This window comes from Kitasatospora sp. NPDC054939 (assembly GCF_053610105.1).
Map to the genome: position 1 here is coordinate 130,363 of NZ_JBSGXP010000001.1, position 26,237 is coordinate 156,599.

The following is a 26,237-nucleotide window of genomic DNA, read 5'->3' on the forward strand; positions in this document are numbered from 1 at the left end:
GGCACAGCGCGGTCCCGCCCGCTGCGGGTGCAGCGGCCGGGCACGGGCGCCGGGGCGCGCTACGGCAGGACGGGTCCCAGGGCCGGGAGGGTGGCGCCGAGCGGCTCGGAGACGGCTCCCTCGACGGCGAGGATGCGGTGCAGCCGGGTGGCCACCAGGAGGCGCTGCAGCTGCGCGGGGACGGCCCGCAGGACGAGCCGGCGGCCGAGCCGGCCGGCCCGCCGGTGGGTGCCCATGATCACGCCGAGCCCGGTGGCGTCCCAGGACTCCAGCCGGCCCAGGTCGAGCACGAGGTCACCCCGGCCGCCGTCGACCGCGCGGTGCAGGCGGGCCCTGGCGTCGGCGGCCGTGCGCACGTCGAGGCGGCCCTCGATGGCCAGCGCCCTCTGGTCGCCGGTGATGCGCATGCTCTCCTCCTCCGCCTGCAAGCCGGCTCGGCCGGTACGGGCTGCTCGGGATCCGGTCGTGCGGTGTGCCTCCGGGCGGGCGGTGCGCCCCGCGCCCGGGCCCCGGCGGAATGCCGGGCTCCCCCTCATCTGACGGTGCACCAGGTCCGGAGGTTGCTGGTTTCGGCCAGATCTGAAGCAACTTCACTCGTCCGAGGGAATATACGCAGTAACTCCCCACACCTACGCTCGATTACCGCCCAAATCACCCGCTTGCGGCACCCGGCGTGAGGAAACTCACCAAGCGCCGTCCGGCGGGCCGTACGGTGCGCCGGCCGCGCGGCCCGCCGGGGCGGGCGGGCCGTGCGGCACCGGCCCGGGCGGTGCTCAGCCCTCGTAGCCGTAGAAGCCGCGCCCGCTCTTGCGGCCCAGGTCACCGGCGGTGACCATGCGCGCCATGAGCTCGGGGGCGGCGAACTTCTCGTCCTGGGTCTCGGCGTAGATGTTGCGGGCGGCGTGCAGCAGGATGTCCACGCCGGTCAGGTCGGCGGTCTGCAACGGGCCCATGGCGTGGCCGAATCCCAGCCGGCAGGCGGTGTCGATGTCCTCGGCGGTGGCGACGCCCGACTCGTACAGCTTGGCCGCCTCGACGACCAGCGCGGTGATCAGGCGGGTGGTGACGAAGCCGGCCACGTCGCGGTTGACCACCACGACCTCCTTGCCGACGCCCTCGGCGAACGCCCGGGCGGTGGCCAGCGTCGCGTCGCTGGTCTTGTAGCCGCGCACCAGCTCGACCAGCTTCATCATCGGCACCGGCGAGAAGAAGTGGACGCCGACGACCGACTCGGGCCGCCCGGTGACGGCCGCGATCCGGGTGATCGGGATGGCGGAGGTGTTGGAGGCGAGCACCGCGCCGTCCTTGGCGAGCTTGTCCAGCTCGCGGAAGACGCCCTCCTTGACCTCCAGCTTCTCGAACACCGCCTCGACCACGATGTCGGCCTCGGCGACGGCGCCCAGGTCGGTGGTGGTGGTGATCCGGGCCAGCGCCGCCTCGGCGTCCTCGGCGGCCAGCCTGCCCTTGGCGACGAACTTGTCGTACGAGGCCCGGATGCCCGCGAGGCCGCGCTGCAGCGCTTCCTCCGTGACGTCCCGCAGCACCACCGGGTGGCCGGCCTGGGCCGAGACCTGGGCGATGCCCGCCCCCATCAGCCCGGCGCCGATCACGGCGATCTGCTGCTTGCTGGACACGTTGCTCATGGCTGGGTCTCCCGGTGCCGTCGCCGCCCTGCCGGGCGGGGCCTGAAGGCGGCTCCGGGCAGGGGTCACCCGCACGAGCCGCGTCGCTCCTGCGCGGGACTCTAGTGCCCGGGGGCCGTCCGCGGAGCCACCTGAGAGTGTGATCTGCGCCCGGGGCGCCGCCCTCAGCCCGCCGAGAGCCCCAGGTCCTGGGCGAGGATCGCCGCCTGCACCCGGCTGCGCAGCTCCAGCTTGGCGAGGATCCGGCTGACGTGGGTCTTGGTGGTCGCCTCGGCCATCGCCAGCCGGCCCGCGATCTCCCCGTTGGACAGCCCGGCGCCGATGCAGCCGAGCACCTCCCGCTCGCGCGGGGTGAGCGCCTCCACCGCGGCCCGGGCCTCCGGGCCGATCCGGCGCTCGGGGCGGGCGAAGGCGCCGATCAGCCGCCGGGTCACCGAGGGCGCCAGCATGCCGTCCCCGCGGGCGACCGTCCGGATCCCGTCGACCAGGGCCTCCGCCTCCAGGTCCTTCAGCAGGAAGCCGGCCGCCCCGGCCCGCAGCGCTCCGTAGACGTACTCGTCGAGGTCGAAGGTGGTCAGCACCAGTACCTGGGCGGCCCCGGCGGCGACCACCTCGCGGGTCGCCGAGACGCCGTCCAGCCGCGGCATCTGGACGTCCATGAGGACGACGTCGGGCCGCAGCTCAAGCGCCAGCCGCACCGCCTCCTCCCCGTTGGCGGCCTGCCCGACCACCTCAAGGTCCTCCTCGGCGCGCAGGATCATCACCAGCGCCGCCCGCACGGCCGCCTGGTCCTCCGCCACCAGCACCCGGATCGTCATGCCCGGCTCCCGCCCTTCTCCGTCACCAGGGCGCGCGGCAGCACCGCGCGCACACTCCAGCACTCCCCGCGCGGCCCGGCCTCGAAGCTGCCGCCCAGCAGCCCGACCCGCTCCCGCATGCCGACCAGCCCGGCCCGCGCCCCCGGCAGCGCCCGGCCGCCGTCCTGCCGGTACGCGCTGTCGACGCCGATCTCCACCGCCTCCGGCCGGTACGCGACCCGCACCCGCACCGGCCCCGGCGCCGCGTGCTTCAGCGCGTTGGTCAGCGACTCCTGCACGATCCGGTACGCGGCGAGGCCGACCGGTGCGGCCAGCTCGCCGCGCTCGCCCTCCTCGACGAGCTCGAACGCCAGCCCGACATCCGCCCCCGCGGCCCGGGCCTTGGCGAGCAGCGCGTCCACCGCGGCGAGGTCCGGCGCGGCGTACGACTCGTCGACCTCGCCCCCGCCGCTGTCGCGCAGCAGCCCGATCATCCGGCGCATTTCGGCCAAACCCTGGACGCTGTTCTCCCGGATCACGCCGAGCACCTCGACCAGCGGGTCGTCCTGCGGGCGCTGCTGACGGCGGGCCAGCGACTGGGCGCCGGTGGCGTGGATCGCGATGGCCGACAGGTGGTTGGCCACCACGTCGTGGAGTTCCCGGGCCATCCGGGAGCGCTCGGCGACCACCGCCTCGCGCCGGTCCATCTCGGAGAGCAGCGCGGTCTGCTCGGCCCGCAGCCGCTCGGCCTCGGCCTCGTCGCGGTGCCGGCGGACCACGTCGCCGGTCCACACCGGGGCGAGGAAGATCGTCCCCCCGATCGCCACCACCGACAGCGCGGCGCCGAACTTCCCGTAGACGAAGGTCAGCCCGGAGAGCACCACCACCGAGGCGATCCCGGTGAGGTTCAGGATCCGCGACATCCGCCGCGGGCCGTGCACCACCGCGGCGTACAGCAGGTCGGTGTACAGCAGGATCCCGGCGATCAGGGCGCCGCAGAAGATGTTGGCGACGAACGCCACCCCGCCCAGCGACGCCGTCCAGACCGGGTGGGTCCGGCGGATCAGCGACAGCCCCACGAAGGCCAGCAGCGGCAGCACCACCACCCACTGCGGGACCCCGGTGGCGTTGTCGTACACCTCGAAGGCGATCAGCAGCAGGCCGCCGACCAGCCCGACGAGGGCGATCGTGCGGTCCTCCTGGCGCGGGGTGAGCGGTTTCGGTCTGGGCACGGGCCCCATCCCATCATCCCGGGGCCGCCCCGCGGCACCGCCGCCGGGAACGATCCCGGGTACATCGAAAGATGCAGCGCCGTCTCGGCACCCGCGACGACGACCGGCGCCCGCGCGCACGGGAGGCTGGGAGCACCGCCGAACGCCGAGGAGCACCACCATGATCGTCACCCTGATCCTCGCCGCCGAGGTCGCCTTCTGGATCGTCCTCGCCGCGGGCCTGGCCACCCGCTACCTGCTGCGGTGGCGCACGGCCAGCACCGTGCTGCTGGTCGGCCTGCCGGTGATCGACCTCGCGCTGTTCCTGCTCACCCTGCTGGACCTGCGCGGCGGCGCCACCGCGAGCTGGACCCACGCCCTCGCCGCGAGCTACCTGGGCTTCTCGGTCGGCTACGGGCCGTCCGTCGTCCGCTGGGCCGACAGGCACTTCCTGCACCGCTTCGCCGACGGCCCCAAGCCGCTGCCCGCGCCGAAGTACGGCCGCGAGCGGACCCGCTACGAATGGCAGATCTGCCGCCGCACGGTCACCTCGGCCGGGATCACCATCGCGCTGATCACCGCGCTGAAGGTGTTCTCCGACGCCCCCGGCACCGAGGCCTTCACCCAGTGGTACTGGCGGCTCGGCCTCGCCGCGGTGATCAACACGATCGTCGCCGCCTGCTACTCGGTCTGGCCCAAGGAGGCGCCGGCCGGCGTCCTGGTCGTGGACGGCCGCCCGGTCGCCGCGCAGGAGACGCAGGACGCGTAGGCCCTGTCCGGGGCCGTCAGCGGTTCTCGCCGGGCACCCAGAGGACGTCGCCGCGCTCCTTGTTCGCCGTCCGGGCGAGGATGAACAGCAGGTCGGAGAGCCGGTTGAGGTACTTGGCGGTGAGCGGGTTGACCGAGTCGCCGTGCACCTCGATCGCCGCCCAGGTGGCCCGCTCGGCCCGCCGCACCACGGTGCACGCCAGGTGCAGGTACGCGGCGCCGGGCGTGCCGCCGGGCAGGATGAAGCTGCGCAGCTTCTCCAGGGCTTCCAGGTGGGTGTCGCAGTCCGCCTCCAGCCGGTCGATGTACGACTGGATCACCCGCAGCGGCGGGTACTTCGGGTCCTCGACCACCGGGGTCGCCAGGTCGGCGCCCACGTCGAAGAGATCGTTCTGCACCCGGGTCAGCACCGCGACCACGTCCTCGGGCAGCTCCCCCGCCGCGACGGCCACGCCGATCGCGGCGTTCGCCTCGTTGGTGTCGGCGTAGGCGACCAGCCGGGGGTCGGTCTTGCTGGTGCGGCTCATGTCGCCGAGCGCGGTGGTGCCGTCGTCGCCGGTGCGGGTGTAGATGCGCGTCAGATTGACCATGCGGCCAAGCCTAGCCGCGCGGTTAGGCGGCGTTAACCTCGCCGGCCGCTCCGCGGGCCGGCCTTCCCCACCCCGAGGGTCTCGCCGCTACGCGACGTTGACCTCCCCCAACCTCCGGCCGGGGGGACCCCCACCCCGAGGGTCTCGCCGCTACGCGACGTTGACCCTCTGCCCGGGCGGGGCGGCCTCCAGCCAGGCCAGGAAGCCGGTCAGCGCGTCCTCGCTCATCGCCAGCTCCAGCGGGGCGCCGTTGTGCAGGCAGCGCAGCACCACCGAGCCGGACAGCAGGGCCAGCTCCTCCTGGCCCTGCGGATAGCGGCGGCCGAGGACCTCGATCTCCCGGCGCGGCAGCACCTTGCGCGGCCGCGGCGCGTACGAGAAGACCCGGAACCACTCGATGGAGTCGCCGCTGTACCTGCCGATACCGAAAACCCACCCCTTGCCGTCGGTCTGGGGGACCGGGGCCGAGGTGGGTTGGCCGTTCTCGTCGAGGTCGGGCTGCGTGGAGGCGTCCGCGGGCATTTTGAGGCGGTAGCTGCAGTCGAACGTGCCGCCCACGCGCTGGATGACGCGCCGGCGTACCGCGAAGGCCACCAGGCCGATCACTCCCAGCGCCACGACCGCCGCACACACCACAAGGGCGAGGACCATGCTCACCTACCTCCTCGCTACCTGCGTTCCCCGTAGCGGTCGTATCAAGCGACCGCATCGACCTACCAACTGATACGACAGTCCCGGGGTCACGCTCAGGCGTCCCCGGGACCGTCGGTCGACCCCGCCGTTGCGGGGTCCGGCATGCTCAGGCGTGGGCCTTGAGGCCGCGCGCCGCGAAGAGGCGCACCTCGGCGCGCCGCTCGGCGTGCGCGTCCAGCTCGGCCTTCGCGTTCTCCAGCGCGCGCTCGGCACGGGCGACGTCGATCTCGTCCGCCAGCTCGGCGATCTCCGCGAGCAGAGACAGCTTGTTGTCGGCGAAGGAGATGAAGCCGCCGTGCACGGCAGCGATCACGGTGCCGCCGTCCACCGTGCGGATGGTGACCGGACCGGTCTCCAGCACGCTCAGCACCGGGGTGTGACCCGGCATGATGCCGGTGTCGCCGGAGGCCGTACGGGCGACGACGATGGTGGCCGCACCGGACCACACCTTGCGGTCGGCTGCGACCAGCTCGACGTGCAGCTCAGCCAACGTGGGCTCCTAGGCTCATGCAACGCCCGATTACTCGGGAGTTTCGGTAAGAATAACGGGCCCGCGCCCCCGGAATGAAACCGGCGGCACGGATTTGACCGGAATCACAGCCGATGCGACACGAGGGGTGGTCCCCAGGCTCGGGGGCCACCCCTCACGGTCACTCAGCTGCTACCGGCCGCGATTACTTCTTGGCCAGCTCGGCGGCGTTGCGCTCCAGGTCGTCGATGCCACCGCACATGAAGAAGGCCTGCTCCGGGACGGAGTCGTACTTGCCGTCCGCGATCGAGTTGAAGGCCTCGATGGTCTCCGACAGCGGCACGGTCGAACCGTCGACGCCGGTGAACTGCTTCGCCACGTAGGTGTTCTGCGAGAGGAAGCGCTCGATGCGGCGGGCACGGTGCACCGTGACCTTGTCCTCCTCGGACAGCTCGTCCATACCGAGGATGGCGATGATGTCCTGGAGGTCCTTGTACTTCTGCAGGATCCCCTTGATACGGACGGCCGTGTCGTAGTGGGTCTGCGCGATGTACCGCGGGTCGAGGATGCGGGACGTGGAGTCCAGCGGGTCGACGGCCGGGTAGATGCCCTTCTCCGAGATCGGGCGCGACAGAACGGTGGTCGCGTCCAGGTGGGCGAAGGTGGTGGCCGGCGCCGGGTCGGTCAGGTCGTCCGCGGGGACGTAGATCGCCTGCATCGAGGTGATCGAGTGACCGCGGGTCGAGGTGATGCGCTCCTGCAGGAGGCCCATCTCGTCGGCCAGGTTCGGCTGGTAGCCCACCGCGGAGGGCATACGGCCGAGCAGGGTCGACACCTCGGAACCGGCCTGGGTGAACCGGAAGATGTTGTCGATGAAGAGGAGCACGTCCTGCTTCTCGACGTCACGGAAGTACTCCGCCATGGTGAGCGCGGACAGGGCCACGCGCAGACGGGTGCCCGGCGGCTCGTCCATCTGGCCGAAGACCAGCGCGGTCTTGTCCAGAACGCCCGAGTCGACCATCTCGTGGATGAGGTCGTTGCCCTCACGGGTGCGCTCGCCGACACCGGCGAACACCGACACACCACCGAAGTTCTCGGCGACGCGGTAGATCATCTCCTGGATCAGAACGGTCTTGCCGACACCGGCACCACCGAACAGACCGATCTTGCCACCCTGGACGTACGGGGTGAGGAGGTCGATGACCTTGATGCCGGTCTCGAACATCTCCGTCTTCGACTCAAGCTCGGAGAAGTTCGGGGCCTTGCGGTGGATCGGCCAGCGGACCTCGACCTGGGAGTCGAACTCCGCCTTGTCGACGTTCAGCACCTCACCGAGGGCGTTGAACACCTTGCCCTTGGTGATCTGGCCGACGGGCACCGAGATGGCCGCGCCGGTGTCGGAGACCTGCGCGCCGCGGACCAGGCCGTCGGTCGGCTGCATCGAGATGCCGCGGACCAGGCCGTCGCCGAGGTGCTGGGCGACCTCAAGGGTCAGGGTCTTCTTGCCCGAGCCGTCGGGGTTGTCCACCTCGACGTGCAGGGCGTTGAACATGTTCGGAATCGCGTCGACGGGGAACTCCACGTCGACGACCGGGCCGATGACCCGCGCGACGCGGCCCGTCGCCGTGGTCGGCTCAACAGTGGTAGTCATACTCATTCGCTCCCGCGGCTCGCGTCAGCGAGCGCGTTGGCGCCACCGACGATCTCGCTGATTTCCTGGGTGATCTCGGCCTGACGGGCCGAGTTGGCAAGCCGCGTGAGCGACTTGATGAGCTCGCCGGCGTTGTCCGTCGCGCTCTTCATCGCGCGGCGGCGGGCGGCGTGCTCGGAGGCGGCCGACTGCAGCAGCGCGTTGTAGATCCGGCTCTCGACGTACCGCGGCAGCAGCGCGTCCAGGACACCCTCCGCCGACGGCTCGAAGTCGTACAGCGGGAAGATCTCCGCCTTCGCCGGCTTGTCGTCGCTGAGCTGGACGTCGTCCAGCTTCAGCGGCAGCAGCCGGGCGTCGACCGCGGTCTGGGTCAGCATGGACTCGAACTTCGTCGAGATGATGTGGAGCTCGTCCACACCGCCCGTCTCCGTCTCGGTCGTGAACGCCTCGATCAGCTCGGCGGCCACGGCCTTCGCGTCCCCGTAGGTCGGCTTGTCCGAGAAGCCGGTCCACGAGTTGCCCACCGCGAGGTCGCGGAAGGTGTAGTACGACAGGCCCTTGCGACCGACGATGTACGTCACCACGTCCTTGCCCTCGGCGCGCAGGCGCGCGGTGAGCGCGACCGACGCCTTGATGGCGTTGGACGAGTAGCCGCCCGCCAGGCCGCGGTCCGCCGTGATCAGCAGGACGGCGGCACGCGTGGCGCTCGGGTTCTCGGTGGTGAGCGGGTGCTTGGCGTTGGACCGGGTGGCCACCGCCGTCACCGCCCGGGTGAGCTCATCGGCGTACGGAGTGGAGGCGGCCACCGCGCGCTGCGCCTTGCCGATGCGCGCCGCGGAGATCATCTCCATCGCCTTGGTGATCTTCTTCGTCGCGGTGACAGAGCGGATCCGGCGCTTGTAGACCCGAAGCTGTGCTCCCATGGGTCGTTACGTCCTTTCCCTCGCTACCGGACTCAGGCCTGCTCGCCGAGGAGCTTGCCGTCGGCGGTGGTGAAGCCCTGCTTGAAGGCGCCGATCGCGCTGGTGAGCGCGTCGATCGTGCCGTCCTCCAGCTTGCCCGTCTCGACGATGCCGGCCAGCAGGTCCTTGTGCTGCAGGCGCAGGTTCTCCAGGAACTCGCGCTCGAAGCGGCGGATGTCGGCGACCGGGACGTCGTCCAGCTTGCCGGTGGTGCCGGCCCAGATGGAGACGACCTGCTCCTCGACCGGGAACGGCTGGTACTGGCCCTGCTTCAGCAGCTCGACCATGCGCGCACCGCGCTCCAGCTGGGCCTTGGAGGCCGCGTCCAGGTCGGAGCCGAAGCCGGCGAAGGCCTCCAGCTCGCGGTACTGGGCCAGGTCCAGGCGAAGGCGGCCGGCGACCGACTTCATGGCCTTGATCTGGGCGGAGCCACCGACGCGGGACACCGAGATACCGACGTTCACGGCCGGGCGGATGCCGGCGTTGAACAGGTCGGACTCCAGGAAGCACTGGCCGTCGGTGATGGAGATGACGTTGGTCGGGATGTACGCCGAGACGTCGTTGGCCTTGGTCTCGATGATCGGCAGACCGGTCATCGAGCCGGCGCCCAGCTCGTCGGAGAGCTTCGCGCAGCGCTCCAGCAGGCGGGAGTGCAGGTAGAAGACGTCACCCGGGTAGGCCTCGCGGCCCGGCGGGCGGCGCAGCAGCAGGGAGACGGAGCGGTAGGCCTCGGCCTGCTTCGACAGGTCGTCGAAGATGATCAGGACGTGCTTGCCGTCGTACATCCACTCCTGGCCGATGGCCGAGCCGGTGTACGGGGCGAGGTACTTGAAGCCGGCCGGGTCGGAGGCGGGAGCAGCCACGATGGTGGTGTACTCCAGCGCGCCGGCCTCCTCCAGGGCGCCGCGGACGGACGCGATGGTGGAGCCCTTCTGGCCCACGGCGACGTAGATGCAGCGGACCTGCTTCTTCGGGTCGCCCGAGCGCCAGTTGTCGCGCTGGTTGATGATCGTGTCGATCGCCACGGCGGTCTTGCCGGTCTGGCGGTCACCGATGATCAGCTGGCGCTGGCCGCGGCCGATCGGGGTCATCGCGTCGATGGCCTTGATGCCGGTCTGCATCGGCTCGTGGACCGACTTGCGGACCATGACGCCGGGGGCCTGCAGCTCCAGGGCGCGGCGACCGGTGGAGGCGATGTCGCCCAGACCGTCGATCGGGTTGCCCAGCGGGTCGACGACACGGCCGAGGTAGCCGTCACCGACCGGCACGGAGAGGACCTCGCCGGTGCGGCGCACCGTCTGGCCCTCCTCGATGCCGCCGAACTCACCGAGGATGACGACACCGATCTCGCGGGTGTCGAGGTTCAGCGCGAGGCCGAGCGTGCCGTCCTCGAACTTCAGCAGCTCGTTGGCCATGACCGAGGGCAGACCCTCGACCTTGGCAATACCGTCCATGGCCTCGGTGACCGTGCCGACCTCTTCAACAGAGGCGGCGTCCGGCTGGTACGACTGGACAAAGTCGGCCAGCGCGTCCCGGATCTCCTCCGGACGGATCGTAAGCTCCGCCATCAGGCTTCCCTGCTCTCCTAGTTTGCGATCCTCGGCCCGCCATTGAGGGCCGCAAGTATTCGACTCTCGGCCGGGTCTTTCGAACCGGCCGTACGATTTGCCGGCTCCGGTGGAGCCGGGTCCCGACCGAGGGTCGGATGTGCTGTGCTCAGCCTTCGAGCGACTGGCGAGCGCCTTCGAGGCGGCTCGACACGGTGCCGTCGATGATCTCGTCGCCGATCTGCACCCGGACGCCGCCGACGACCTCGGGGTCGACGTCGATGTTCAGGTGGACCTGGCGGCCGTACATCCGGCCCAGAGCACCCGACAGGCGCTCCTTCTGGCCGTCCGACAGCGGCACCGCGGTGCTGACCAGGGCCACCACGCGCCCGCGCCGCGCCGCGGCGAGCTTCGAGTAGGAATCGAGTCCCTGCTCAAGGCTACGGCCACGCGGGTTGGTGACGAGGGTGGCGACCAGGCGGACGGTGACCGGGTTGGCCCGGCCGCCGAGCAGCTTCGTCACCAGCGCCGCCTTGGCGGCGGTACCGGCCTTGGGCTCGGTCAGCGCGCCCCGCAGGTCGTGCGAACCGGCGGTGACCCGGCCGAAGCGGAACAGCTCGTCCTCGACGTCGTCCAGGGCACCGGCCTTGTCGGCGGCGATGACCTCGGCGTACGCGGCCAGCTCCTCGACGGCGTCGACCAGGTCGCGCGGGCCCGACCAGCGGGCGCGGACCAGGCCGGAGGCCAGGTCGACGGTCTCGCCGGAGACCTGGCCGGTCAGCAGCGTGGACACCAGCTGGGCCTTGTCCTGGCCGGACCGCGACGGGTCCGTCAGCACGCGGCGGAGCGACACCTCACGGTCCAGGAGGACCGTGACGGCGGTGAGCTCCTCGGCCAGCTTGGCCGCGTCCACCGAGGTGGAGTCGGTCAGGCTCTCCAGGTTCTGCCGCCCGGCCGCGAGGGCCTCCCGGCTGGCGCCGATCACTTGGCCGCGCCCTGGGCAGCGGCGGCCTTGGCCTCCAGCTCGTCCAGGAAGCGGTCGATCACGCCGCTCTGCCGGGCGGAGTCCTCCAGGGACTCACCCACGATGCGGGAAGCCAGCTGGGAGGCCAGCGAACCCACGTCCTGGCGCAGGGCGGCAGTCGCCTGCTTCTTGTCGGCCTCGATCTGGGCGTGGCCGGCGGCGACGATGGCCTCGCGCTGACGCTGGCCCTCCTCGCGCATCTCGGCGAGCTGGGCGGCACCCTGCTCGCGAGCCTGCTCGACGATCTTGGCGGCCTCGTGGCGCGCCTCGGCGAGCTCGGCGCGGTACTGCTCAAGCAGGGCCTGAGCCTCGGCCTGCGCGGCCTCGGCCCGCTCCATGCCGCCCTCGATGGCGTCCCGGCGGTCCGCCAGCACCTTCTCGATGCTGGGCAGGAGCTTCTTGCCGAGGATGCCGAAGACGATGAAGAAGCAGATCAGGCCGATGATGACCTCGGGCCACGCGGGGAGCAGGGGGTTCATGATCTCCCCCTCCTCCTGCGCGATCTGAGCCGCGATGTTCATATCTGGACCTTCCTCGAAAGATCTACGGCGGGGATTACTTGGGGCCCTGGCCGAAGACGAACGGCATGACGATGCCGATGAGGGCGAGGGCCTCGGTCAGCGCGAAGCCGATGAACATGTTGGAGCGGATCAGACCGGCGGCCTCGGGCTGGCGGGCCATGGCCTGGACGCCGTTACCGAAGATGAGACCGACGCCGATGCCGGGGCCGATCGCGGCGAGGCCGTAGCCGATGGAAGCGACGGAACCGTAGACGCCGACCTCAGCGAGCATGCTCATTGCAATGTGTCCTTTGCGGGGATGGTGTACCGGTGGTGATTGGCCACCGGGCGTTCCGGGGGTGGTTCAGGAGGGCCGTGGGCCCCTGGCTCAGTGCGCCTCTTCCAGGGCACCGGCGATGTAGCTGCTGGCCAGCATCACGAAGATGTAGGCCTGCAGGAACTGGACCAGCAGCTCGAAGGCGGTCAGACCGACGGCCACCACGAAGGAGGCGGTGCCGTACAGCGCGCCCAGGGTCGGGCTGAGCAGGTACCAGGAGGCGATGGAGAACATCACGATCAGCAGGTGGCCGGCGAACATGTTCGCGAAGGCTCGGACCGCGAGCGTGAAGGGGCGCACGAAGATGTTCGAGAAGAACTCGATCGGCACCAGGATGAACATGACCCAACCGGGAATGCCCGAGGGCCAGCAGAGGTTCTTCAGACCGCCGACGAAGCCGTGCTTCTTGAAGGTCAGACCCATGTAGGTGACCCAGACGACCAGCGCGAGGCCCGCCGGGAACGCGATCGCCGCCGTCACCGGGAACTGGGCGAACGGGATGATCGACATGATGTTCATCAGCCAGACGAAGAAGAACATCGAGACCAGCATCGGGACGTACTTCTCGCCCTTCTTGCCGATCGTCTCCAGCACGATGGAGCGCTTGACGAAGTCGTAGCCGATCTCACCGACCAGCTGCAGCTTGCCGGGGACCAGGCGCGGCTTGGCGAAGGCGGCCCAGAAGAAGCCGACCACCAGCATCGAGACGATGATCGACAGCAGCATCGGCTTGTTGAACTCGACGCTGCCGATCGTGAAGATCGGCTCGAACTGGAACTCGTTCAGGCCCGGGGCCGGGAAGCCGCAGCCAGCGTCCCCGAAGTGGCAACTGCCTGAGGCGAGGGACGTGAGTTCAGCACTCACCACGGACTCCTTCGTCGTGACGCATGGTTACGGCAACCTCGGTGTGTCGGCGTGGCCTGCGACCACGGAGCGGCACTGGAACTTGATGGGTTTCTCGCCGACCCCGCACGGCCGTGCGGTGCACCGCCGAGGGATCATCGAAGACTTCGCGGACCCGGGGGGCGATCCGTCCGTCGTCCGGACAGACCAGGCCTCTTCCCGTATTCCGCTGTTGCGACGGACGATAGCAGCCCGTCAGTGCGGCATAAACACCGCCCCCCTCGTTGGGAGGACAGTGGGGGGTGGTCACTGTTGACGTCCCGAGTCGGAAGGCTTGTCGCCCTTGTTTTCGGAGGCGTCGGGGTCGACGTAGAACATCTTGGCCTTCAGCGCACCGCGCACCTGGAAGCCGGTCCAGATCAGAGCGCAGCCGAGCAGCGTGAAGGCGAACGCCTGGCGGTTGAAGAGTTCCGTGTCCTTGAACACCGCGAGAACGATGCCCACCAGCAGGATCTGCGTCGTGTACACCAGGAGCGCCGCGGCCATCAGGATGTGCGGGTTGTTCCTGGTCAGCCGGTCGAGCGCGACCTGGCCGAAGGTGAAGAACGCCATCACCAGCAGCATGCCGAACAGCGAGCCGAGCAGCCCCTTGGTCCCTGCGACGGCGAAGGACACCGCCATGGCGATGAATCCGGCGACCGCAGTGGGAATCGCGGCGCCTCGGAGGATCCGGGCGTCGTTGGACGGCATGTCGGCAGCTCCGGCGGCATGTCGATGTGGCGGGGGACGGGCACAGACGGCGGTGGGTGGCACCGGACCGAGAGGCTCACCGGAGGCCGCTCAGCGGCGGGCCTGCGGGGGAGACCGACCGGGGACGGAAGTCCTCCACCTGTCAGGTCTTTCGGCGTGTTCTCGGTACTCGTGAACGGTATCACAAACTATTTGATGAGAGCTTTACCATGGACGTGTGGCACCTGTCACACCGATGGTCCAATCGTGCCACCAAGCGGGTGAAGGGGCTTGACGGCGCATCAGGTACCCGTTCCGGGTGTCCGCCCTCAGTGCCGGCCGGTCCCCCGGCCCCGGCCGCCGACCGCGGAGGAGCCGTCGCCCAGCCGGCCCAGCAGCTCCTTGTCCTTGGCCGACAGCTCCGCCATCGGCTCGTTCCGGGCGGCCTTCGCGCTCCCGGCGGCCTCGGTCGGCACCGCGTCCTGCACGTCCTGCGCAGCGTGCGCCTCCTGCGGCTCCGGTGCGCTCTTCGCGGCGGCCTTCGCGGCGGCGCGCTGCGCGGCGGCGGCGCGCACGGCCCGGCGGCGGTAGCGCGGCGGGACGAAGGCCTGCACCGCGTGCGGGGCCCGCGGGCGGAACCGCGGGGTGAGCAGCACCACCAGGCCGACCAGGCAGAGCCCGACCAGGGTGAGGATGACCGTGCGGCCGGTGTCGGTGACCGAGAACGCGACGGTGCCGAACGCGATCAGCGCGGCCCAGAAGTACATGATCAGTACGGCGCGGCTGTGCGAGTGCCCGACCTGGAGCAGCCGGTGGTGCAGGTGGCGCTTGTCGGCGGCGAACGGCGACTGGCCGGCCCAGGTGCGGCGCACCACGGCGAGCAGCAGGTCGGCCAGCGGCAGCGCGATGACGGTCAGCGGCAGCAGCAGCGGGATGTAGATCGGCACCAGGGCGTGCACGGTGGCGGTCTGCGAACCGGTCTCGTTCTGCAGCAGGTCCGGGTCGACCCGGCCGGTGATGGAGATCGCGGCGACCGCCAGCATCAGGCCGAGCATCATCGAGCCCGAGTCGCCCATGAAGATCCGCGCGGGGTGCATGTTGTGCGCGAGGAAGCCCAGGCACATGCCGATCAGCAGCACGCTGAACAGCACCGCGGGGGCGGCGTCGGTGATCGTGTAGCCGTACCAGAGCCGGTAGGAGTACAGGAAGAAGGCCGCCGCGGCGATGCAGACCATGCCGCCGGCCAGGCCGTCGAGGCCGTCGATGAAGTTCACCGCGTTGACCATCACGACGACCAGCGTCACCGAGATGACCATGCCCTGGGTCGGGCTGACCGCGAGCGTGCCGAAGTCGGCGCCGGGCACCGGGAGGGTGATCACCGTGACGCCCTGCCACACCATCACGCCGGCCGCGATCATCTGGCCGCCGAGCTTCACCAGGGCGTCCACGCCCCACTTGTCGTCCAGCACGCCCAGCACGAACATGATCCCGGCGCCGGAGAGCAGCGCCCGGATGTCGGTGCCCTGGGCGAAGACCTTGCTGAGGTTGTCCAGCTGGGAGGCGACCAGGATGCCGGCGCAGAGGCCGCCGAACATGGCGATGCCGCCGAGCCGCGGCGTGGGCTCGCGGTGCACGTCGCGGGCGCGCACGGGCGGCATTGCGCCGGCCGCGATGGCGAACTTCCGCACGGGCCCGGTCAGCAGATAGGTGACGGCCGCGGTGCAGAACAGCACGAGCAGGTACTCACGCACCACTGGCCTCCAGCGTCACAGTCCGGCGGGTGCGTACGACAGGTACGTCCGCGTGCTTCCGGGGTTCGAGGTGCGTGGCCACGGCACACACCTTATTGAGTCGGACGCCGGGGGTGTGCATCGCGGTTCGCCCTACCGGGTAGGAACCGGGGATGCCCACCGCTACCGGCGGCCCGCGAAGGCCCGGGCCAGCTCCCGGACCCGGGCGCCGGTCGCGGCGTCGGTCCGGGCGTCGGCACCGCCGGTGAGCAGGCGTGCGATCAGTGCGGCGATCTCCGCGAGCTCGTTCTCGCCCATGCCCTGGGTGGTCACGGTACCCGTCCCGAGCCGGATCCCGGAGGTCTCCGACGGCGGAGCGGTGTCGTACGGCAGTGCGCACTTGCCGAGCATCAGTCCGGCGGCGGCGCAGCGGCGCTCGGCCTCGGCGCCGCTGAGGCCCAGCGGGGAGACGTCGGCGGTGACCAGGTGGGTGTCGGTGCCGCCGGTCATGGGGAGCATCCCGGCCGCCGCGAGCCCGGCCGCCAGCACCCGCGCCCCGGCCACCGTGCGGTGCGCGTAGGCCCGGTACTCGGGGGTGGCGGCCTCGGCCAGCGCGACGGCCTTGCCGGCGACCTCGTGCATCGCGGCGCCGCCCTGGCTGAACGGGAACACCGCGCGGTCGATCCGCTCGGCCAGTTCCGCGGTGCACAGCAGCAGCCCGCCGCGCGGGCCGCGCAGCAGCTTGTGGGTGGCGGCCACCGTGACGTCGGCGTACGGCACCGGGGAGGGCGCCACGCCGGCCGCGACCAGTCCGGTGGTCTGCGCGGCGGAGGCGATCAGGTAGGCGTCGACCTCGTCGGCGATCTCCCGGAAGGCCGCCCAGTCGAGGTGGCGCGGGTAGGAGATGCCGCCGGCGATGATCGCCTTCGGACGGTAGCGGCGGGCCAGTTCGCGGACCTGGTCGAGGTCCACCAGGCCGTCCGCCTCGCGCACGCCGTAGCCGACGAAGTCGAACCAGCGGCCGGAGAAGTTGGCCCGCGAGCCGCAGGAGAGGTGTCCGCCGTGCTGGAGGGACATCGACAGCACCACGTCACCGGGGCGCAGCAGCGCCGCGTACGCCGCGAGCATCGCCGAAGTGCCGGAGCGGGGCTGGACGTTGGCGTGCGGGGCGGCGAACAGGGCGCGGGCCCGGTCGATCGCCAGCAGCTCCGCGGCATCGGCCAGCGCGCAGCCGGTGTGGTGCCGGCGGCCGGGGTAGCCCTCGGCGTACTTGTCGACCAGCGGGCCGCCGAGCGCCGCCAGGACGGCCGGGCTGGTGCGGTTCTCCCCGGCCAGCAGCTGGATCGTTTCGGACCGCCGTTCGGCCTCGGCGGACAGCAGGTCCGCGAGCTGGGGGTCGGCGCGGTGCAGCGCGTCCCCGGGCTGCCAGGAGGCCGTCGCGGGGGTGGAGCCGGTCGGGGTGTCGAGGACGGTCATGGCGGGCTCCCGGGCGGCGTCGGCTGTGGGGGCACCTCCGGCCGAAGGCTGGGGGGTTTCCAGCGTAGGACCGGGCGGCGCGACCGTCCTGCCGACGCGTGGCCGGTCCACCCGGGCGGCCCCGTCAGCGGCTCGCCGGCACTCCGGTGAGGGCGGTCACCACCGGGTCCACGGCGTGGAATATCTCCTCGCCGCAGTTGCGGAACATGCCGATCGGTGCGCCGTACGGGTCGTCGACCTCGTCCGACTCGGGGGTGGCCGCGAGCAGCCAGCCACGCAGCGCGGCGGCGGCCCGGACCAGGGCGCGGGCCCGCTCGGTGACGTCGGCGCCGCGCCGCGGGTCGGGCAGGGTGCCCGGGTCTATCGTGCGCACCAGCCGGGTGAACTCCTTCAGCGTGAAGGTGCGCAGCCCGGCCTCGTGGCCCATCGAGATGACCTGGGCGCGGTGGTCCAGGGTGGCGGTGAGCACCAGGTCGGCCTCGACCACGTGCTCGTCGAGCAGTTCGCGGCCGGTGAAGCCGCCGCTGTCGGCGCCGTACTCGTCCAGCACGGTGGCGGCGTGGTCCTCCATGGGTGCGCCCTCGTGGCCCCAGGTGCCGGCGCTCTCCACCAGGATGCGGCCGGCCACCCGGGGGCTCAGCCGGGTGTCCAGCTCACGCCGGGTGAGCCGCTCGGCGATCGGCGAGCGGCAGATGTTGCCCGTGCAGACGAAGAGGATCCGGAAGTGGTCCAGGGGCCTCGGGCCCACGCTCAGGTACGGCGACATGCCGGGCCCGGCATGGAGGGAGGCGGCCGTCAACTGCCGGCCTCCAGGTCGGGGACGACCTCCCTCAGCTGCTCGACGCTGATCGCGCCGGCCCGCAGCAGGACCGGGACCTTGCCGGTGACGTCGACGATCGAGGAGGCGGTGGCGTGGTCGGCCCGGCCGCCGTCCAGGTAGACCGAGATTGCGTCGCCGAGCTGCTGCTGGGCCTCGTCGCAGGTGGCCGGGGAGGGGCCGCCGGTGCGGTTGGCGCTGGAGACGGCGAGCGGGCCGGTGGCGTTCAGCAGCTCGATGGCGACCGGGTGCAGCGGCATCCGGACGGCGACGGTGCCGCGGGTGTCGCCGAGGTCCCAGCGCAGCGAGGGCTGGTGGCGGGCGACCAGGGTGAGGCCGCCGGGCCAGAAGGCGTCGACGAGCTCCCAGGCCTGCTCGGAGAAGTCGGTGACCAGGCCGTGCAGGGTGGTGGGCGAGCCGACCAGCACCGGCGAGGGCATGTTGCGGCCCCGGCCCTTGGCGGCCAGCAGGGCGCCGACGGCGTCCGGCGAGAAGGCGTCCGCGCCGACCCCGTACAGGGTGTCGGTGGGCAGCACGACGAGCTCGCCCCGGCGGATGGCGGAGGCGGCCTCCCGCAGACCGGTGGCGCGGTCCCCTGCATCGGCACAGTCGTAGCGGCGGCTCATCGGTGCGGTCCCCTTCCGGAACGGGTCATCTCGTCGTCGCGGGCGTTCACAGCGACGCCCTGCGGGCGGTGGTGCGGCGCCGGCCGTTCACAGCGAGGCCCGGCGGGCCGTGGTGAACCGCGGACGGTTGTTGAGGTCGCGGTGGTCGGCGGCGTCGGTCCAGCCGCCCTCCTCGTTGAAGATCCACGGGACCTGGCCGCCCTGGGTGTCCGCGTGCTCGATCACCACGGCGCCGCCCGGGCGCAGCAGGCGGGCGGCGACCCGCTCGATGCCGCGGATGGTGTCGAGGCCGTCCTCGCCGGAGAACAGCGACATCTGCGGGTCGTGGTCGCGGGCCTCCGGGGCGACGTACTCCCACTCGGTGAGCGGGATGTACGGCGGGTTGGAGATGACCAGGTCGAAGCGGCCGTCCCAGGAGCGGTCGGCCTCGAAGGCGCGGGTGGCGTCGCCGGCGTGCAGGGTGACCCGGGCCCGGTCGCTGCTGGCGGCGATGTTGCGGCGGGTGTACTGCATCGCGCCCTCGTCGAGTTCGAAGGCGTGCACGGTGGAGCGCGGCAGCTCCTGGGCGAGGGCGAGCGCGATGGCGCCGGAGCCGGTGCACAAGTCGACCACCAGCGGCTCGGCCACGTCCATGTCGCGGACGGCGTTTATGGCCCACTCGACGACCGTCTCGGTCTCCGGGCGGGGCACGAAGACGCCGGGGCCGACCTCCAGCTCCAGGTAGCGGAAGAACGCCCGCCCGGTGATGTGCTGCAGCGGTTCGCGGGCCTCGCGGCGCGAGACGGCCTCCCAGTAGCGGGCGTCGAAGTCGGCGTCCGGCACGGTGTGCAGCTGGCTGCGCTTGACGCCGTGGACGTGCGCGGCGAGCTCCTCCGCGTCGAAGCGCGGCGACGGCACGCCGGCCGCGGCCAACCGCTGGGTGGCCTGGGCCACCTCGGCGAGCAGCAGGTTCATCCGTCCGACCTCTTGTTTCCGCGCTCCGGCCGTTCGCCCGGGGCCGTCGCGCTCGGCTCAGTTCTTCAGGGCCCGGCACTCCGCGGCCGGCCCGCCGGGTCTCAGCTCTGCTGGGCCGCGGCGAGCTTGGCGGCGGCGTCGGCGTCGACGCAGGACTGGATCACCGGGGTGAGCTCGCCGTCCAGGACCTGGTCCAGGTTGTACGCCTTGAAGCCCGTGCGGTGGTCCGAGATCCGGTTCTCGGGGTAGTTGTAGGTGCGGATCCGCTCGGAGCGGTCCACGGTGCGGACCTGGCTGCGGCGGGCGTCGGACGCCTCCCGCTCGGCCTCCTCCTGCGCGGCGGCCAGCAGGCGCGAACGCAGGATGCGCATCGCCTGCTCCTTGTTCTGCAGCTGGCTCTTCTCGTTCTGGCAGGACGCCACGATACCGGTCGGCAGGTGGGTGATCCGGACCGCGGAGTCGGTGGTGTTGACCGACTGGCCGCCCGGCCCGGAGGAGCGGTAGACGTCGATCCGCAGGTCGTTGGCGACGATCTCGACCTCGACCTCCTCCGCCTCGGGGGTGACCAGCACGCCGGCCGCGGAGGTGTGGATGCGGCCCTGCGACTCGGTGGCGGGGACGCGCTGCACGCGGTGCACGCCGCCCTCGTACTTGAGGCGGGCCCAGACGCCCTGGCCGGGCTCGGTGCTGCCGCGGGTCTTCACGGCCACCGAGACGTCCTTGTAGCCGCCGAGGTCGGACTCGTTGGAGTCGATGATCTCGGTCTTCCAGCCGACCCGCTCCGCGTAGCGCAGGTACATCCGGAGCAGGTCGCCGGCGAAGAGCGCGGACTCCTCGCCGCCCTCACCCGCCTTGATCTCCAGGATGACGTCCTTGTCGTCGCTCGGGTCGCGCGGGACCAGCAGCAGCCGCAGCTCCTCGGTCAGCTCCTCGCGGCGGGCCTCGGAGTCCTTCACCTCGGCGATGAAGTCCGGGTCCTCGGCGGCGAGTTCGCGCGCGGCCTCGATGTCGTCGCCGGCCTGCCGCCAGGCCCGGTACACCCGGGTGATCGGGGTCAGCTCGGCGTAGCGCTTGGCCAGCTTGCGGGCGTTGGCCTGGTCCGCGTGGACGGACGGGTCGGCCAGCCTCGTTTCGAGGTCGGCGTGCTCGACGAGGAGCTCTTCGACTGCCTCGAACATGGCGTGGGCCTTCTTCCCGTGAGATCAGGTGGTTTGCGAGTGCGGAGGGACGCGAACGGCGCCGGCCCCAGCGCCCCCGAAACGTGCACGGGGACGCCGGAGACCGGCGCCGAGGGAGCGCTAGGCCTTCGCGCTGTGCTGCTTGCCGAAGCGGGCCTCGAAGCGGGCCACGCGGCCACCGGTGTCGAGGATCTTCTGCTTGCCGGTGTAGAACGGGTGGCACTGCGAGCAGACCTCGGCGCGGATCTCGCCACTGGTCTCGGTCGAGCGGGTCACGAACTCGGCGCCGCAGGTGCAGGTCACACGGGTGACCACGTACTCGGGGTGAGCGTTGGGCTTCAAGGGGTTCTCCTAGTGATCGGGAGGGCACCGGGTCGGCGACGGGGATGCCGCACGTGAACCGGGACCGACGTACCAGTCTGCCAGGACCGGCCGCTTCTTCCCAAACCGGGTGGCGTCCCGGGATATTCCGGGCACGTCCGAGCGGCTACCGACGCCAGGGCAGCAGGGCCGCGGAGGGGCTCGGCGAGGGGCCCGGGGTGTCGGCGAGGTCCCCGGCCGGGGTGGCCGCGGCGGCACTCGGGGAGGTCTTGCGGGCGGTACCCGTACCGGCCTTCGGGGAGGTCGTGGGGGTGCCCTGCGCGGGGTTCGGCGGCTGGGTGGCCAGGACCTCCCCCGGCACCGGCCGGTCGGCCTTGAGGGCCGACCAGAGCTGCCCGGCGCGGGGCTGCTGCTCGACCACCCGGTTGGGGTCGCCGGGCGCGGTCACCACCGGCAGGGTGACCATGGTCAGCTGGTCCGGCCCGATCCGCTTGAGCTCCTGGGCCAGGCCCACCAGGGCGCCCACCGAGGCGAGGTCGGAGTCGGTGGTGATGCTGCGGGTGAGGGTGTCGCCGAGCGACCAGAGCTTGACCGGGTTGGCCAGCGTGCCGACCCCGCCGACCTGCTGCAGCAGGGACTTCACCATCTGCTGCTGGAGCTCGATCCGGCCGAGGTCGCTGCCGTCGCCGACGCCGTGCCGGGTGCGGACGAAGGCCAGGGCCCGCTCGCCGTCCAGGCGGTGGGTGCCGGCCGGGAGGTCCAGGCCGCTGGCCCGGTCGCGGATCGGCACCGTGGTGGTGACGGTGGCGCCGCCTATCGCGTCCACGACCCGGGCGAAGCCCTTGAAGTCGATCTCCACGTAGTGGTCCATCCGGAGCCCGGTCAGCTGCTCGGCGGTCTTCACCGCGCACGCCGCGCCGCCGCTCTCGTACGCGCTGTTGAACATCGCGCGCTTGGCCGCGGGGACGGCCCTGCCCTGGGCGTCGGTGCACTGCGGGCGGGCCACCAGGGTGTCCCGGGGTATCGAGACCACGTCGGCCCGCGAGTGGTCCTGGCTGACGTGCACCACCATGGCGGTGTCCGAGCGGGCGGTGTCGCCGGTGGCGCCGCCGGCCAGCTCGGCGTTGCCGCCGGCCCGCGAGTCGGAGCCGAGCAGCAGCAGGTTGAACGAGCCGTCGGTGGCCGCCGGGGGGCGGGCGGTGCCCAGCTGGGCGTCCAGGTCGACGCTCCTGAGGTTCCCGTTGAACCGGAAGTACGCGTAGCCGGCCGCACCCGCGCCGAGGACGACCAGCGCGGCGAACGCGCAGGCCGCCGCGCGCAGGACCTTGCGGCGGCGACTGAGGACCCTCTTGTGGTCGGCCATACGGACCAGCATAAATCGGACAACAGGCTTGAAAGACCTCGAAATATCGCAACTCGGGAACGGTGCGCCGCCCCTGCACCGGCCCCGCCCAGCCGGTTCACCCGAACGGCCCTGGGGACGCCGGCCCCTCCCCCGGGCCCCGGAAACGGGGGAGCCCCGGACCGCTCGTGCGGTCCGGGGCCCTCCCGTCGTCTGCCGACCCTGCGTCAGTCGCCCGACCCGGGGGTCGTCTTGGCGATCTGCATCAGGAACTCGGCGTTGCTCTTGGTCTGCTTCATCTTGTCCAGCAGCAGCTCGATCGCCTGCTGCGAGTCCAGCGCGTGCAGCACCCGGCGGAGCTTCCAGACGATGGCCAACTCCTCGTTGCCCAGCAGGATCTCCTCCTTGCGGGTGCTGGAGGCGTCGACGTCGACGGCCGGGAAGATGCGCTTGTCCGAGAGCTTCCGGTCGAGCTTGAGCTCCATGTTGCCGGTGCCCTTGAACTCCTCGAAGATGACCTCGTCCATCCGCGAGCCGGTCTCGACCAGCGCGGTGGCCAGGATCGTCAGCGAGCCGCCGTTCTCGATGTTGCGCGCCGCACCGAAGAACTTCTTCGGCGGGTACAGCGCGGTCGAGTCGACACCACCGGACAGGATGCGGCCGGAGGCCGGCGCCGCCAGGTTGTAGGCGCGGCCGAGGCGGGTGATCGAGTCCAGCAGGATCACCACGTCGTGGCCCAGCTCCACCAGGCGCTTGGCGCGCTCGATGGCCAGCTCCGCGACGGTGGTGTGGTCCTCCGCCGGGCGGTCGAAGGTCGAGGAGATGACCTCGCCCTTCACCGACCGCTGCATGTCGGTGACCTCCTCCGGACGCTCGTCGACCAGGACGACCATCAGGTGGCACTCGGGGTTGTTGTGGGTGATCGCGTTGGCGACCGCCTGCAGCACCATCGTCTTGCCGGTCTTCGGCGGCGCGACGATCAGACCGCGCTGGCCCTTGCCGATCGGCGACACCAGGTCGATGATCCGGGTCGTCAGCACGCCCGGGTCGGTCTCCAGGCGCAGCCGCTCCTGCGGGTACAGCGGGGTCAGCTTGTTGAACTCGGGACGGCCGCGGCCGCTCTCCGGGTCCATGCCGTTGACGGAGTCCAGGCGCACCATGGCGTTGAACTTCTCGCGGCGCTCGCCGTCGCGCGGCTGGCGCACCGCACCGGTGATCGCGTCGCCCTTGCGCAGGCCGTTCTTGCGGACCTGGGCGAGCGAGACGTAGACATCGTTCTGGCCCGGCAGGTAGCCGGAGGTGCGCACGAACGCGTAGTTGTCGAGGATGTCGAGGATGCCCGCGACCGGGATCAGGACGTCGTCCTCGCCGACCTGCGGCTCGGCCACGCCGGCCTCGAAGCCCTCGCGGCGGCCACGGCCCCGGCGGTCGCGGTAGCGGCCCCGGCGGCCGCGGCGGCCGTCGCCGAACTCGTCGTCCTCGTAGCCGCCCTGCTGGGCCTGCGGCTGGCCGGCCGGCTGCTGCTGGCCGCCCTGGCGGCTCTGCTGGCCCTCGCCCTGCGGCTGGCCGCCCTGCTGGGGCTGGCGGTCGGTGCGCTCGCGGCGGTTGCGGCGGTCGCGGCGCGACTCGCGCGAGTCGCCGTCCTGGCCGGCCTGGGCCTCGCCGGCCTCCTGGCGGCCGTCGCGCTCGGTGCCGCCCTCGCGGCGGTCCCGGCGGTCGCGGCGGTCGCGGCGGGTCTCGGTGCGCTCCTCGCGGCCCTCGAAGGCGCGGGTCTCGGCCGGGCGGGCCTCGGCCTGCTTGGCCTCGGTGGCGACCGCGGCGGGCGCCTCGGCGGCCTCGGCGACCGGGGCACCGGCGGCGGAGGTGGCGCGGCGGCGGGTGCGCTCGGCACGGGCCGGGGCGGCCTCGGGCGCGGCCTGGACCGGGATCTCGATCTGGGCCTGGGCCTCGGCGGCGGGCGCCTCGGCCTTCTCGGCGCGGGTGCGGCGGGCGGGCTTCTCGGCCGCCGGCTCGGCCTCGGCCGGGGCGGCCTTGGCGGCGGCGCGCTTGGTGGCGGCGGGCGCGGGGGCCGCGGCGCCGGCGAGCAGCGGGTCGCCGCCGCTCTTCTCCTTGATGGCCTCGATCAGCTGGCTCTTGCGCAGACGCCCCGTACCGCTGATACCCAGCGTCGAGGCGAGCTTCTGCAGCTCGGCCAGGACGAGGCCGTCCAGGCCCGCGGCGGCGGTACGACGGCGCCGGGCAGGGGCCGCAGGGGCGGCGGCTGCGTCCGACGCCTCGGCGTCCGGGCGCGCGCCCATCAGATCGGTGGTGTCGCTCACTAAGGGTCCTTCCCTGGAGCGGACGTCGGCCTGTCTGGCTCGGCGACCGGTTGTGCTGTCCTGACCAACGCTCGACTGCGTCGGTCCGAGGCGGTGATCCCCCGAATGGCGTATCCAGTCGGGAGAGAGCTGCGAGGTGGTGCTTGAAGCACGGTGGTGCTGAGTGGCGCGGTGGGACGGTCGCGTGCCGCCCCTCCCCCGGCCTGTGGCCGGGCGCTACCCCCGCGCTGCCTGCGAATCCCGGGCCCCCGTCGCGTGACGGTGGCCCGCGCTCCGCCCGTCCTGGCCTCTAGGTGGGAGGCCGCGGGTGGGAGTCAGGTGCCGTCACGGCTTCGGGATGCGGCCGCAATTCGCGCAGGCAGGCTGCGTACGCGCTGCGGTGGGCTCCCGGAGAATCGTCGCCCCGTGCATCGCCGGGACTCCGCGGAAGCGGAGTGCTGGGATCGGGACGCGGCGCACCTAGCCCCGGAGGGCACCTGGTGCAGCATTGAGGTTAACACTACCGACCCCCTCACACATTCCCCAGCCTTGCGCTTGCCAATCGTGTCCGGAGGAACCGGCTCCGGCGGGGCGGATCCCGGCTCCCCGGACGGGGTGCCCGACGCTGCTCAGGCGTCGAGCGGGAGCACCGAGGCACCGGTGCGGTCGAGCTCCAGCCGGTGCGCGGAGAACTCCGGGCCGGCGAAGGCGGTGAGCTTCTCCGCACCGGCCTCGTCGGTGAGCGCCAGCACGGTGGGACCGGCACCGGAGATGACCGCCGCGACCCCCTCGGCCCGCAGCCCGGCCACCAGCGCGGCGCTGTCCGGCATCGCGGAGGCGCGGTAGTCCTGGTGCAGGCGGTCCTCGGTGGCCGTGAGCAGCAGTTCGGGGCGCCGGGTCAGGGCCTCGACCAGCAGCGCGGCGCGGCCGGCGTTGGCGGCGGCGTCGGCCAGCGGGACGGTCTTCGGCAGCAGGCCGCGGGCGGTCTCGGTGAGCACCTCGGTCGCCGGGACGAACACCACCGGCACCACCCGGTCGGAGGGCTCCAGGGTGACGGCCCGGGCGCGGTCCTCGTCGGTCCAGGCCACCGTGAAGTTGCCGCGCAGACAGGCGGCGACGTTGTCGGGGTGGCCCTCCAACTCGGAGGCGAGGGCGAGCAGGGCGTCGTCGTCCAGCGCGGACGGGCCGCCGATGGTGACGGCGCGGGCGGCGACGATGCCGGCGCAGATCGCGGCGGAGGAGGAGCCGAGGCCCCGGCCGTGCGGTATGCGGTTGGCGCAGACGACCTCCAGGCCGCGCGGCTGGCCGCCGAGCCGGTCGAAGGCGGCGCGCATCGAGCGGACCAGCAGGTGGCGCTCGTCGCGCGGCAGGGTGTCCGCACCCTGGCCCGCGATGTCGACGGAGAGCCCGGAGTCGGCGACCCGGACGACCACGTCGTCGTACAGACCCAGCGCGAGTCCGAAGGCGTCGAAGCCGGGGCCGAGGTTGGCGCTGGTCGCGGGGACCCGGACCCGGACGGCGGCGGCACGGAACGCAGGACCGGCCATGCGGTGGACTCTCCTGGGGAAATCGGGCGGCGCGGAGCGCGTCGGTGCGAGGGTGGGGGGCGGGCCGCGGGCCCCGATCCGGGGCGGGCGGTCACAGTCGACGGCGCGGCCCGAGTGACGGGCCGGGCCCGGGGCATGTGCCACACGGCCGGACCCAGACTATCGAAGACAGGTTCCACAGTGGT

At 72.0% G+C, this 26,237-nt stretch carries 26 protein-coding genes; 1 reads left to right on the forward strand and 25 read right to left on the reverse strand.

Translation table 11 applies throughout. The features are described from left to right. Window positions 1–59: 59 nt before the first annotated feature. The 4 genes from ACWGB8_RS00500 to ACWGB8_RS00515 all read right to left on the reverse strand — a co-directional run bounded on the left by ACWGB8_RS00500 (window position 60) and on the right by ACWGB8_RS00515 (window position 3,681). Window positions 60–407 (reverse strand): STAS domain-containing protein, encoded by a 348-nt coding sequence (locus tag ACWGB8_RS00500; RefSeq protein ID WP_452208742.1) that lies wholly within the window; start codon window positions 405–407, stop codon window positions 60–62. Between the two features lie 366 nt (window positions 408–773). Beyond that, on the reverse strand, window positions 774–1,643 hold the full coding sequence (locus ACWGB8_RS00505) for a 3-hydroxyacyl-CoA dehydrogenase family protein (RefSeq protein ID WP_452208743.1): 870 nt from the start codon (window positions 1,641–1,643) through the stop codon (window positions 774–776). Between the two features lie 164 nt (window positions 1,644–1,807). Continuing rightward, window positions 1,808–2,461, reverse strand: coding sequence for a response regulator (locus tag ACWGB8_RS00510; protein WP_452208745.1), 654 nt, complete (start codon window positions 2,459–2,461; stop codon window positions 1,808–1,810). After that, window positions 2,458–3,681 (reverse strand): sensor histidine kinase, encoded by a 1,224-nt coding sequence (locus ACWGB8_RS00515; RefSeq protein ID WP_452208747.1) that lies wholly within the window; start codon window positions 3,679–3,681, stop codon window positions 2,458–2,460. Before ACWGB8_RS00515 ends, ACWGB8_RS00510 begins: the two co-directional genes overlap by 4 nt. Before the next feature lie 151 nt (window positions 3,682–3,832). Between ACWGB8_RS00515 and ACWGB8_RS00520 the strand changes: the two genes are divergently transcribed. After that, window positions 3,833–4,420 (forward strand): hypothetical protein, encoded by a 588-nt coding sequence (locus ACWGB8_RS00520; protein WP_452208748.1) that lies wholly within the window; start codon window positions 3,833–3,835, stop codon window positions 4,418–4,420. Window positions 4,421–4,436: 16 nt separating this feature from the next. Here the strand turns inward: ACWGB8_RS00520 and ACWGB8_RS00525 are convergent, their stop codons facing one another. From ACWGB8_RS00525 to thrB, 21 genes are all read right to left on the reverse strand, one after another. Further along, window positions 4,437–5,009, reverse strand: a complete 573-nt coding sequence (locus ACWGB8_RS00525) for a cob(I)yrinic acid a,c-diamide adenosyltransferase (RefSeq protein ID WP_452208750.1) — start codon at window positions 5,007–5,009, stop codon at window positions 4,437–4,439. A gap of 150 nt (window positions 5,010–5,159) precedes the next feature. Next, window positions 5,160–5,660, reverse strand: coding sequence for a DUF2550 domain-containing protein (locus ACWGB8_RS00530; RefSeq protein WP_452208752.1), 501 nt, complete (start codon window positions 5,658–5,660; stop codon window positions 5,160–5,162). A gap of 148 nt (window positions 5,661–5,808) precedes the next feature. Beyond that, window positions 5,809–6,192, reverse strand: coding sequence for a F0F1 ATP synthase subunit epsilon (locus ACWGB8_RS00535; RefSeq protein WP_452208754.1), 384 nt, complete (start codon window positions 6,190–6,192; stop codon window positions 5,809–5,811). Between the two features lie 184 nt (window positions 6,193–6,376). Beyond that, window positions 6,377–7,822, reverse strand: coding sequence for a F0F1 ATP synthase subunit beta (atpD, locus tag ACWGB8_RS00540; protein ID WP_452208756.1), 1,446 nt, complete (start codon window positions 7,820–7,822; stop codon window positions 6,377–6,379). Between the two features lie 2 nt (window positions 7,823–7,824). Beyond that, entirely contained in the window at window positions 7,825–8,745 is a 921-nt protein-coding gene (locus tag ACWGB8_RS00545; protein WP_452208758.1) for a F0F1 ATP synthase subunit gamma, read from the reverse strand. A 32-nt stretch (window positions 8,746–8,777) separates the two neighbouring features. Beyond that, window positions 8,778–10,352 carry a F0F1 ATP synthase subunit alpha gene (gene atpA / locus ACWGB8_RS00550; protein WP_452208759.1) on the reverse strand — a complete coding sequence of 525 codons (1,575 nt, stop codon included), beginning with the start codon at window positions 10,350–10,352 and terminating at the stop codon, window positions 8,778–8,780. 148 nt (window positions 10,353–10,500) lie between these two features. Continuing rightward, the gene (locus tag ACWGB8_RS00555; protein WP_452208761.1) at window positions 10,501–11,316 is read right to left on the reverse strand and encodes a F0F1 ATP synthase subunit delta; all 816 of its coding nucleotides are present in this window, start codon (window positions 11,314–11,316) and stop codon (window positions 10,501–10,503) included. Then, window positions 11,313–11,876 (reverse strand): F0F1 ATP synthase subunit B, encoded by a 564-nt coding sequence (locus tag ACWGB8_RS00560; RefSeq protein ID WP_452208762.1) that lies wholly within the window; start codon window positions 11,874–11,876, stop codon window positions 11,313–11,315. Before ACWGB8_RS00560 ends, ACWGB8_RS00555 begins: the two co-directional genes overlap by 4 nt. Before the next feature lie 34 nt (window positions 11,877–11,910). Further along, window positions 11,911–12,153: an ATP synthase F0 subunit C gene (atpE, locus tag ACWGB8_RS00565; protein WP_030302757.1), complete on the reverse strand. Its 243-nt coding sequence runs from the start codon at window positions 12,151–12,153 to the stop codon at window positions 11,911–11,913. 90 nt (window positions 12,154–12,243) lie between these two features. After that, window positions 12,244–13,056: a F0F1 ATP synthase subunit A gene (gene atpB / locus ACWGB8_RS00570; RefSeq protein WP_452208764.1), complete on the reverse strand. Its 813-nt coding sequence runs from the start codon at window positions 13,054–13,056 to the stop codon at window positions 12,244–12,246. A 285-nt stretch (window positions 13,057–13,341) separates the two neighbouring features. After that, a complete protein-coding gene (locus ACWGB8_RS00575) occupies window positions 13,342–13,785 on the reverse strand; it encodes a hypothetical protein (RefSeq protein ID WP_452208765.1) in 444 nt (147 codons plus the stop codon). Window positions 13,786–14,093: 308 nt separating this feature from the next. Continuing rightward, the gene (locus ACWGB8_RS00580) at window positions 14,094–15,515 is read right to left on the reverse strand and encodes an MraY family glycosyltransferase (RefSeq protein ID WP_452208767.1); all 1,422 of its coding nucleotides are present in this window, start codon (window positions 15,513–15,515) and stop codon (window positions 14,094–14,096) included. 162 nt (window positions 15,516–15,677) lie between these two features. Next, the gene (locus ACWGB8_RS00585; protein ID WP_452208768.1) at window positions 15,678–16,970 is read right to left on the reverse strand and encodes a serine hydroxymethyltransferase; all 1,293 of its coding nucleotides are present in this window, start codon (window positions 16,968–16,970) and stop codon (window positions 15,678–15,680) included. Window positions 16,971–17,094: 124 nt separating this feature from the next. After that, window positions 17,095–17,736 (reverse strand): arsenate reductase/protein-tyrosine-phosphatase family protein, encoded by a 642-nt coding sequence (locus ACWGB8_RS00590; RefSeq protein ID WP_452208833.1) that lies wholly within the window; start codon window positions 17,734–17,736, stop codon window positions 17,095–17,097. Window positions 17,737–17,765: 29 nt separating this feature from the next. After that, window positions 17,766–18,413 (reverse strand): L-threonylcarbamoyladenylate synthase, encoded by a 648-nt coding sequence (locus ACWGB8_RS00595; protein WP_452208770.1) that lies wholly within the window; start codon window positions 18,411–18,413, stop codon window positions 17,766–17,768. 87 nt (window positions 18,414–18,500) lie between these two features. Further along, complete coding sequence (gene prmC, locus ACWGB8_RS00600) at window positions 18,501–19,367, reverse strand: peptide chain release factor N(5)-glutamine methyltransferase (RefSeq protein ID WP_452208772.1); 867 nt, start codon at window positions 19,365–19,367, stop codon at window positions 18,501–18,503. A 101-nt stretch (window positions 19,368–19,468) separates the two neighbouring features. After that, window positions 19,469–20,545, reverse strand: coding sequence for a peptide chain release factor 1 (gene prfA / locus ACWGB8_RS00605; RefSeq protein ID WP_452208773.1), 1,077 nt, complete (start codon window positions 20,543–20,545; stop codon window positions 19,469–19,471). A gap of 120 nt (window positions 20,546–20,665) precedes the next feature. Next, window positions 20,666–20,887 (reverse strand): 50S ribosomal protein L31, encoded by a 222-nt coding sequence (rpmE, locus tag ACWGB8_RS00610; protein WP_452208775.1) that lies wholly within the window; start codon window positions 20,885–20,887, stop codon window positions 20,666–20,668. Window positions 20,888–21,032: 145 nt separating this feature from the next. Further along, window positions 21,033–22,229 carry an LCP family protein gene (locus ACWGB8_RS00615; protein WP_452208776.1) on the reverse strand — a complete coding sequence of 399 codons (1,197 nt, stop codon included), beginning with the start codon at window positions 22,227–22,229 and terminating at the stop codon, window positions 21,033–21,035. Window positions 22,230–22,435: 206 nt separating this feature from the next. Further along, a complete protein-coding gene (gene rho / locus ACWGB8_RS00620; RefSeq protein ID WP_452208778.1) occupies window positions 22,436–24,526 on the reverse strand; it encodes a transcription termination factor Rho in 2,091 nt (696 codons plus the stop codon). A gap of 608 nt (window positions 24,527–25,134) precedes the next feature. Then, window positions 25,135–26,052: a homoserine kinase gene (thrB, locus tag ACWGB8_RS00625; RefSeq protein ID WP_452208780.1), complete on the reverse strand. Its 918-nt coding sequence runs from the start codon at window positions 26,050–26,052 to the stop codon at window positions 25,135–25,137. Window positions 26,053–26,237: the final 185 nt, after the last annotated feature.

What these genes read in the sequence shown, in the direction of transcription:
- prfA (WP_452208773.1), bottom strand. Translation starts at nt 20,545, where the DNA reads ATGTTCGAGGCAGTCGAAGAGCTCCTCGTCGAGCACGCCGACCTCGAA.
- ACWGB8_RS00545 (WP_452208758.1), bottom strand. Translation starts at nt 8,745, where the DNA reads ATGGGAGCACAGCTTCGGGTCTACAAGCGCCGGATCCGCTCTGTCACC.
- ACWGB8_RS00530 (WP_452208752.1), bottom strand. Translation starts at nt 5,660, where the DNA reads ATGGTCCTCGCCCTTGTGGTGTGTGCGGCGGTCGTGGCGCTGGGAGTG.
- ACWGB8_RS00585 (WP_452208768.1), bottom strand. Translation starts at nt 16,970, where the DNA reads ATGACCGTCCTCGACACCCCGACCGGCTCCACCCCCGCGACGGCCTCC.
- ACWGB8_RS00575 (WP_452208765.1), bottom strand. Translation starts at nt 13,785, where the DNA reads ATGCCGTCCAACGACGCCCGGATCCTCCGAGGCGCCGCGATTCCCACT.
- prmC (WP_452208772.1), bottom strand. Translation starts at nt 19,367, where the DNA reads ATGAACCTGCTGCTCGCCGAGGTGGCCCAGGCCACCCAGCGGTTGGCC.
- ACWGB8_RS00525 (WP_452208750.1), bottom strand. Translation starts at nt 5,009, where the DNA reads ATGGTCAATCTGACGCGCATCTACACCCGCACCGGCGACGACGGCACC.
- ACWGB8_RS00515 (WP_452208747.1), bottom strand. Translation starts at nt 3,681, where the DNA reads ATGGGGCCCGTGCCCAGACCGAAACCGCTCACCCCGCGCCAGGAGGAC.
- atpE (WP_030302757.1), bottom strand. Translation starts at nt 12,153, where the DNA reads ATGAGCATGCTCGCTGAGGTCGGCGTCTACGGTTCCGTCGCTTCCATC.
- ACWGB8_RS00615 (WP_452208776.1), bottom strand. Translation starts at nt 22,229, where the DNA reads ATGGCCGACCACAAGAGGGTCCTCAGTCGCCGCCGCAAGGTCCTGCGC.
- ACWGB8_RS00520 (WP_452208748.1), top strand. Translation starts at nt 3,833, where the DNA reads ATGATCGTCACCCTGATCCTCGCCGCCGAGGTCGCCTTCTGGATCGTC.
- ACWGB8_RS00595 (WP_452208770.1), bottom strand. Translation starts at nt 18,413, where the DNA reads ATGAGCCGCCGCTACGACTGTGCCGATGCAGGGGACCGCGCCACCGGT.
- ACWGB8_RS00510 (WP_452208745.1), bottom strand. Translation starts at nt 2,461, where the DNA reads ATGACGATCCGGGTGCTGGTGGCGGAGGACCAGGCGGCCGTGCGGGCG.
- ACWGB8_RS00590 (WP_452208833.1), bottom strand. Translation starts at nt 17,736, where the DNA reads ATGTCGCCGTACCTGAGCGTGGGCCCGAGGCCCCTGGACCACTTCCGG.
- atpA (WP_452208759.1), bottom strand. Translation starts at nt 10,352, where the DNA reads ATGGCGGAGCTTACGATCCGTCCGGAGGAGATCCGGGACGCGCTGGCC.
- atpD (WP_452208756.1), bottom strand. Translation starts at nt 7,822, where the DNA reads ATGACTACCACTGTTGAGCCGACCACGGCGACGGGCCGCGTCGCGCGG.
- ACWGB8_RS00505 (WP_452208743.1), bottom strand. Translation starts at nt 1,643, where the DNA reads ATGAGCAACGTGTCCAGCAAGCAGCAGATCGCCGTGATCGGCGCCGGG.
- ACWGB8_RS00500 (WP_452208742.1), bottom strand. Translation starts at nt 407, where the DNA reads ATGCGCATCACCGGCGACCAGAGGGCGCTGGCCATCGAGGGCCGCCTC.
- ACWGB8_RS00560 (WP_452208762.1), bottom strand. Translation starts at nt 11,876, where the DNA reads ATGAACATCGCGGCTCAGATCGCGCAGGAGGAGGGGGAGATCATGAAC.
- thrB (WP_452208780.1), bottom strand. Translation starts at nt 26,052, where the DNA reads ATGGCCGGTCCTGCGTTCCGTGCCGCCGCCGTCCGGGTCCGGGTCCCC.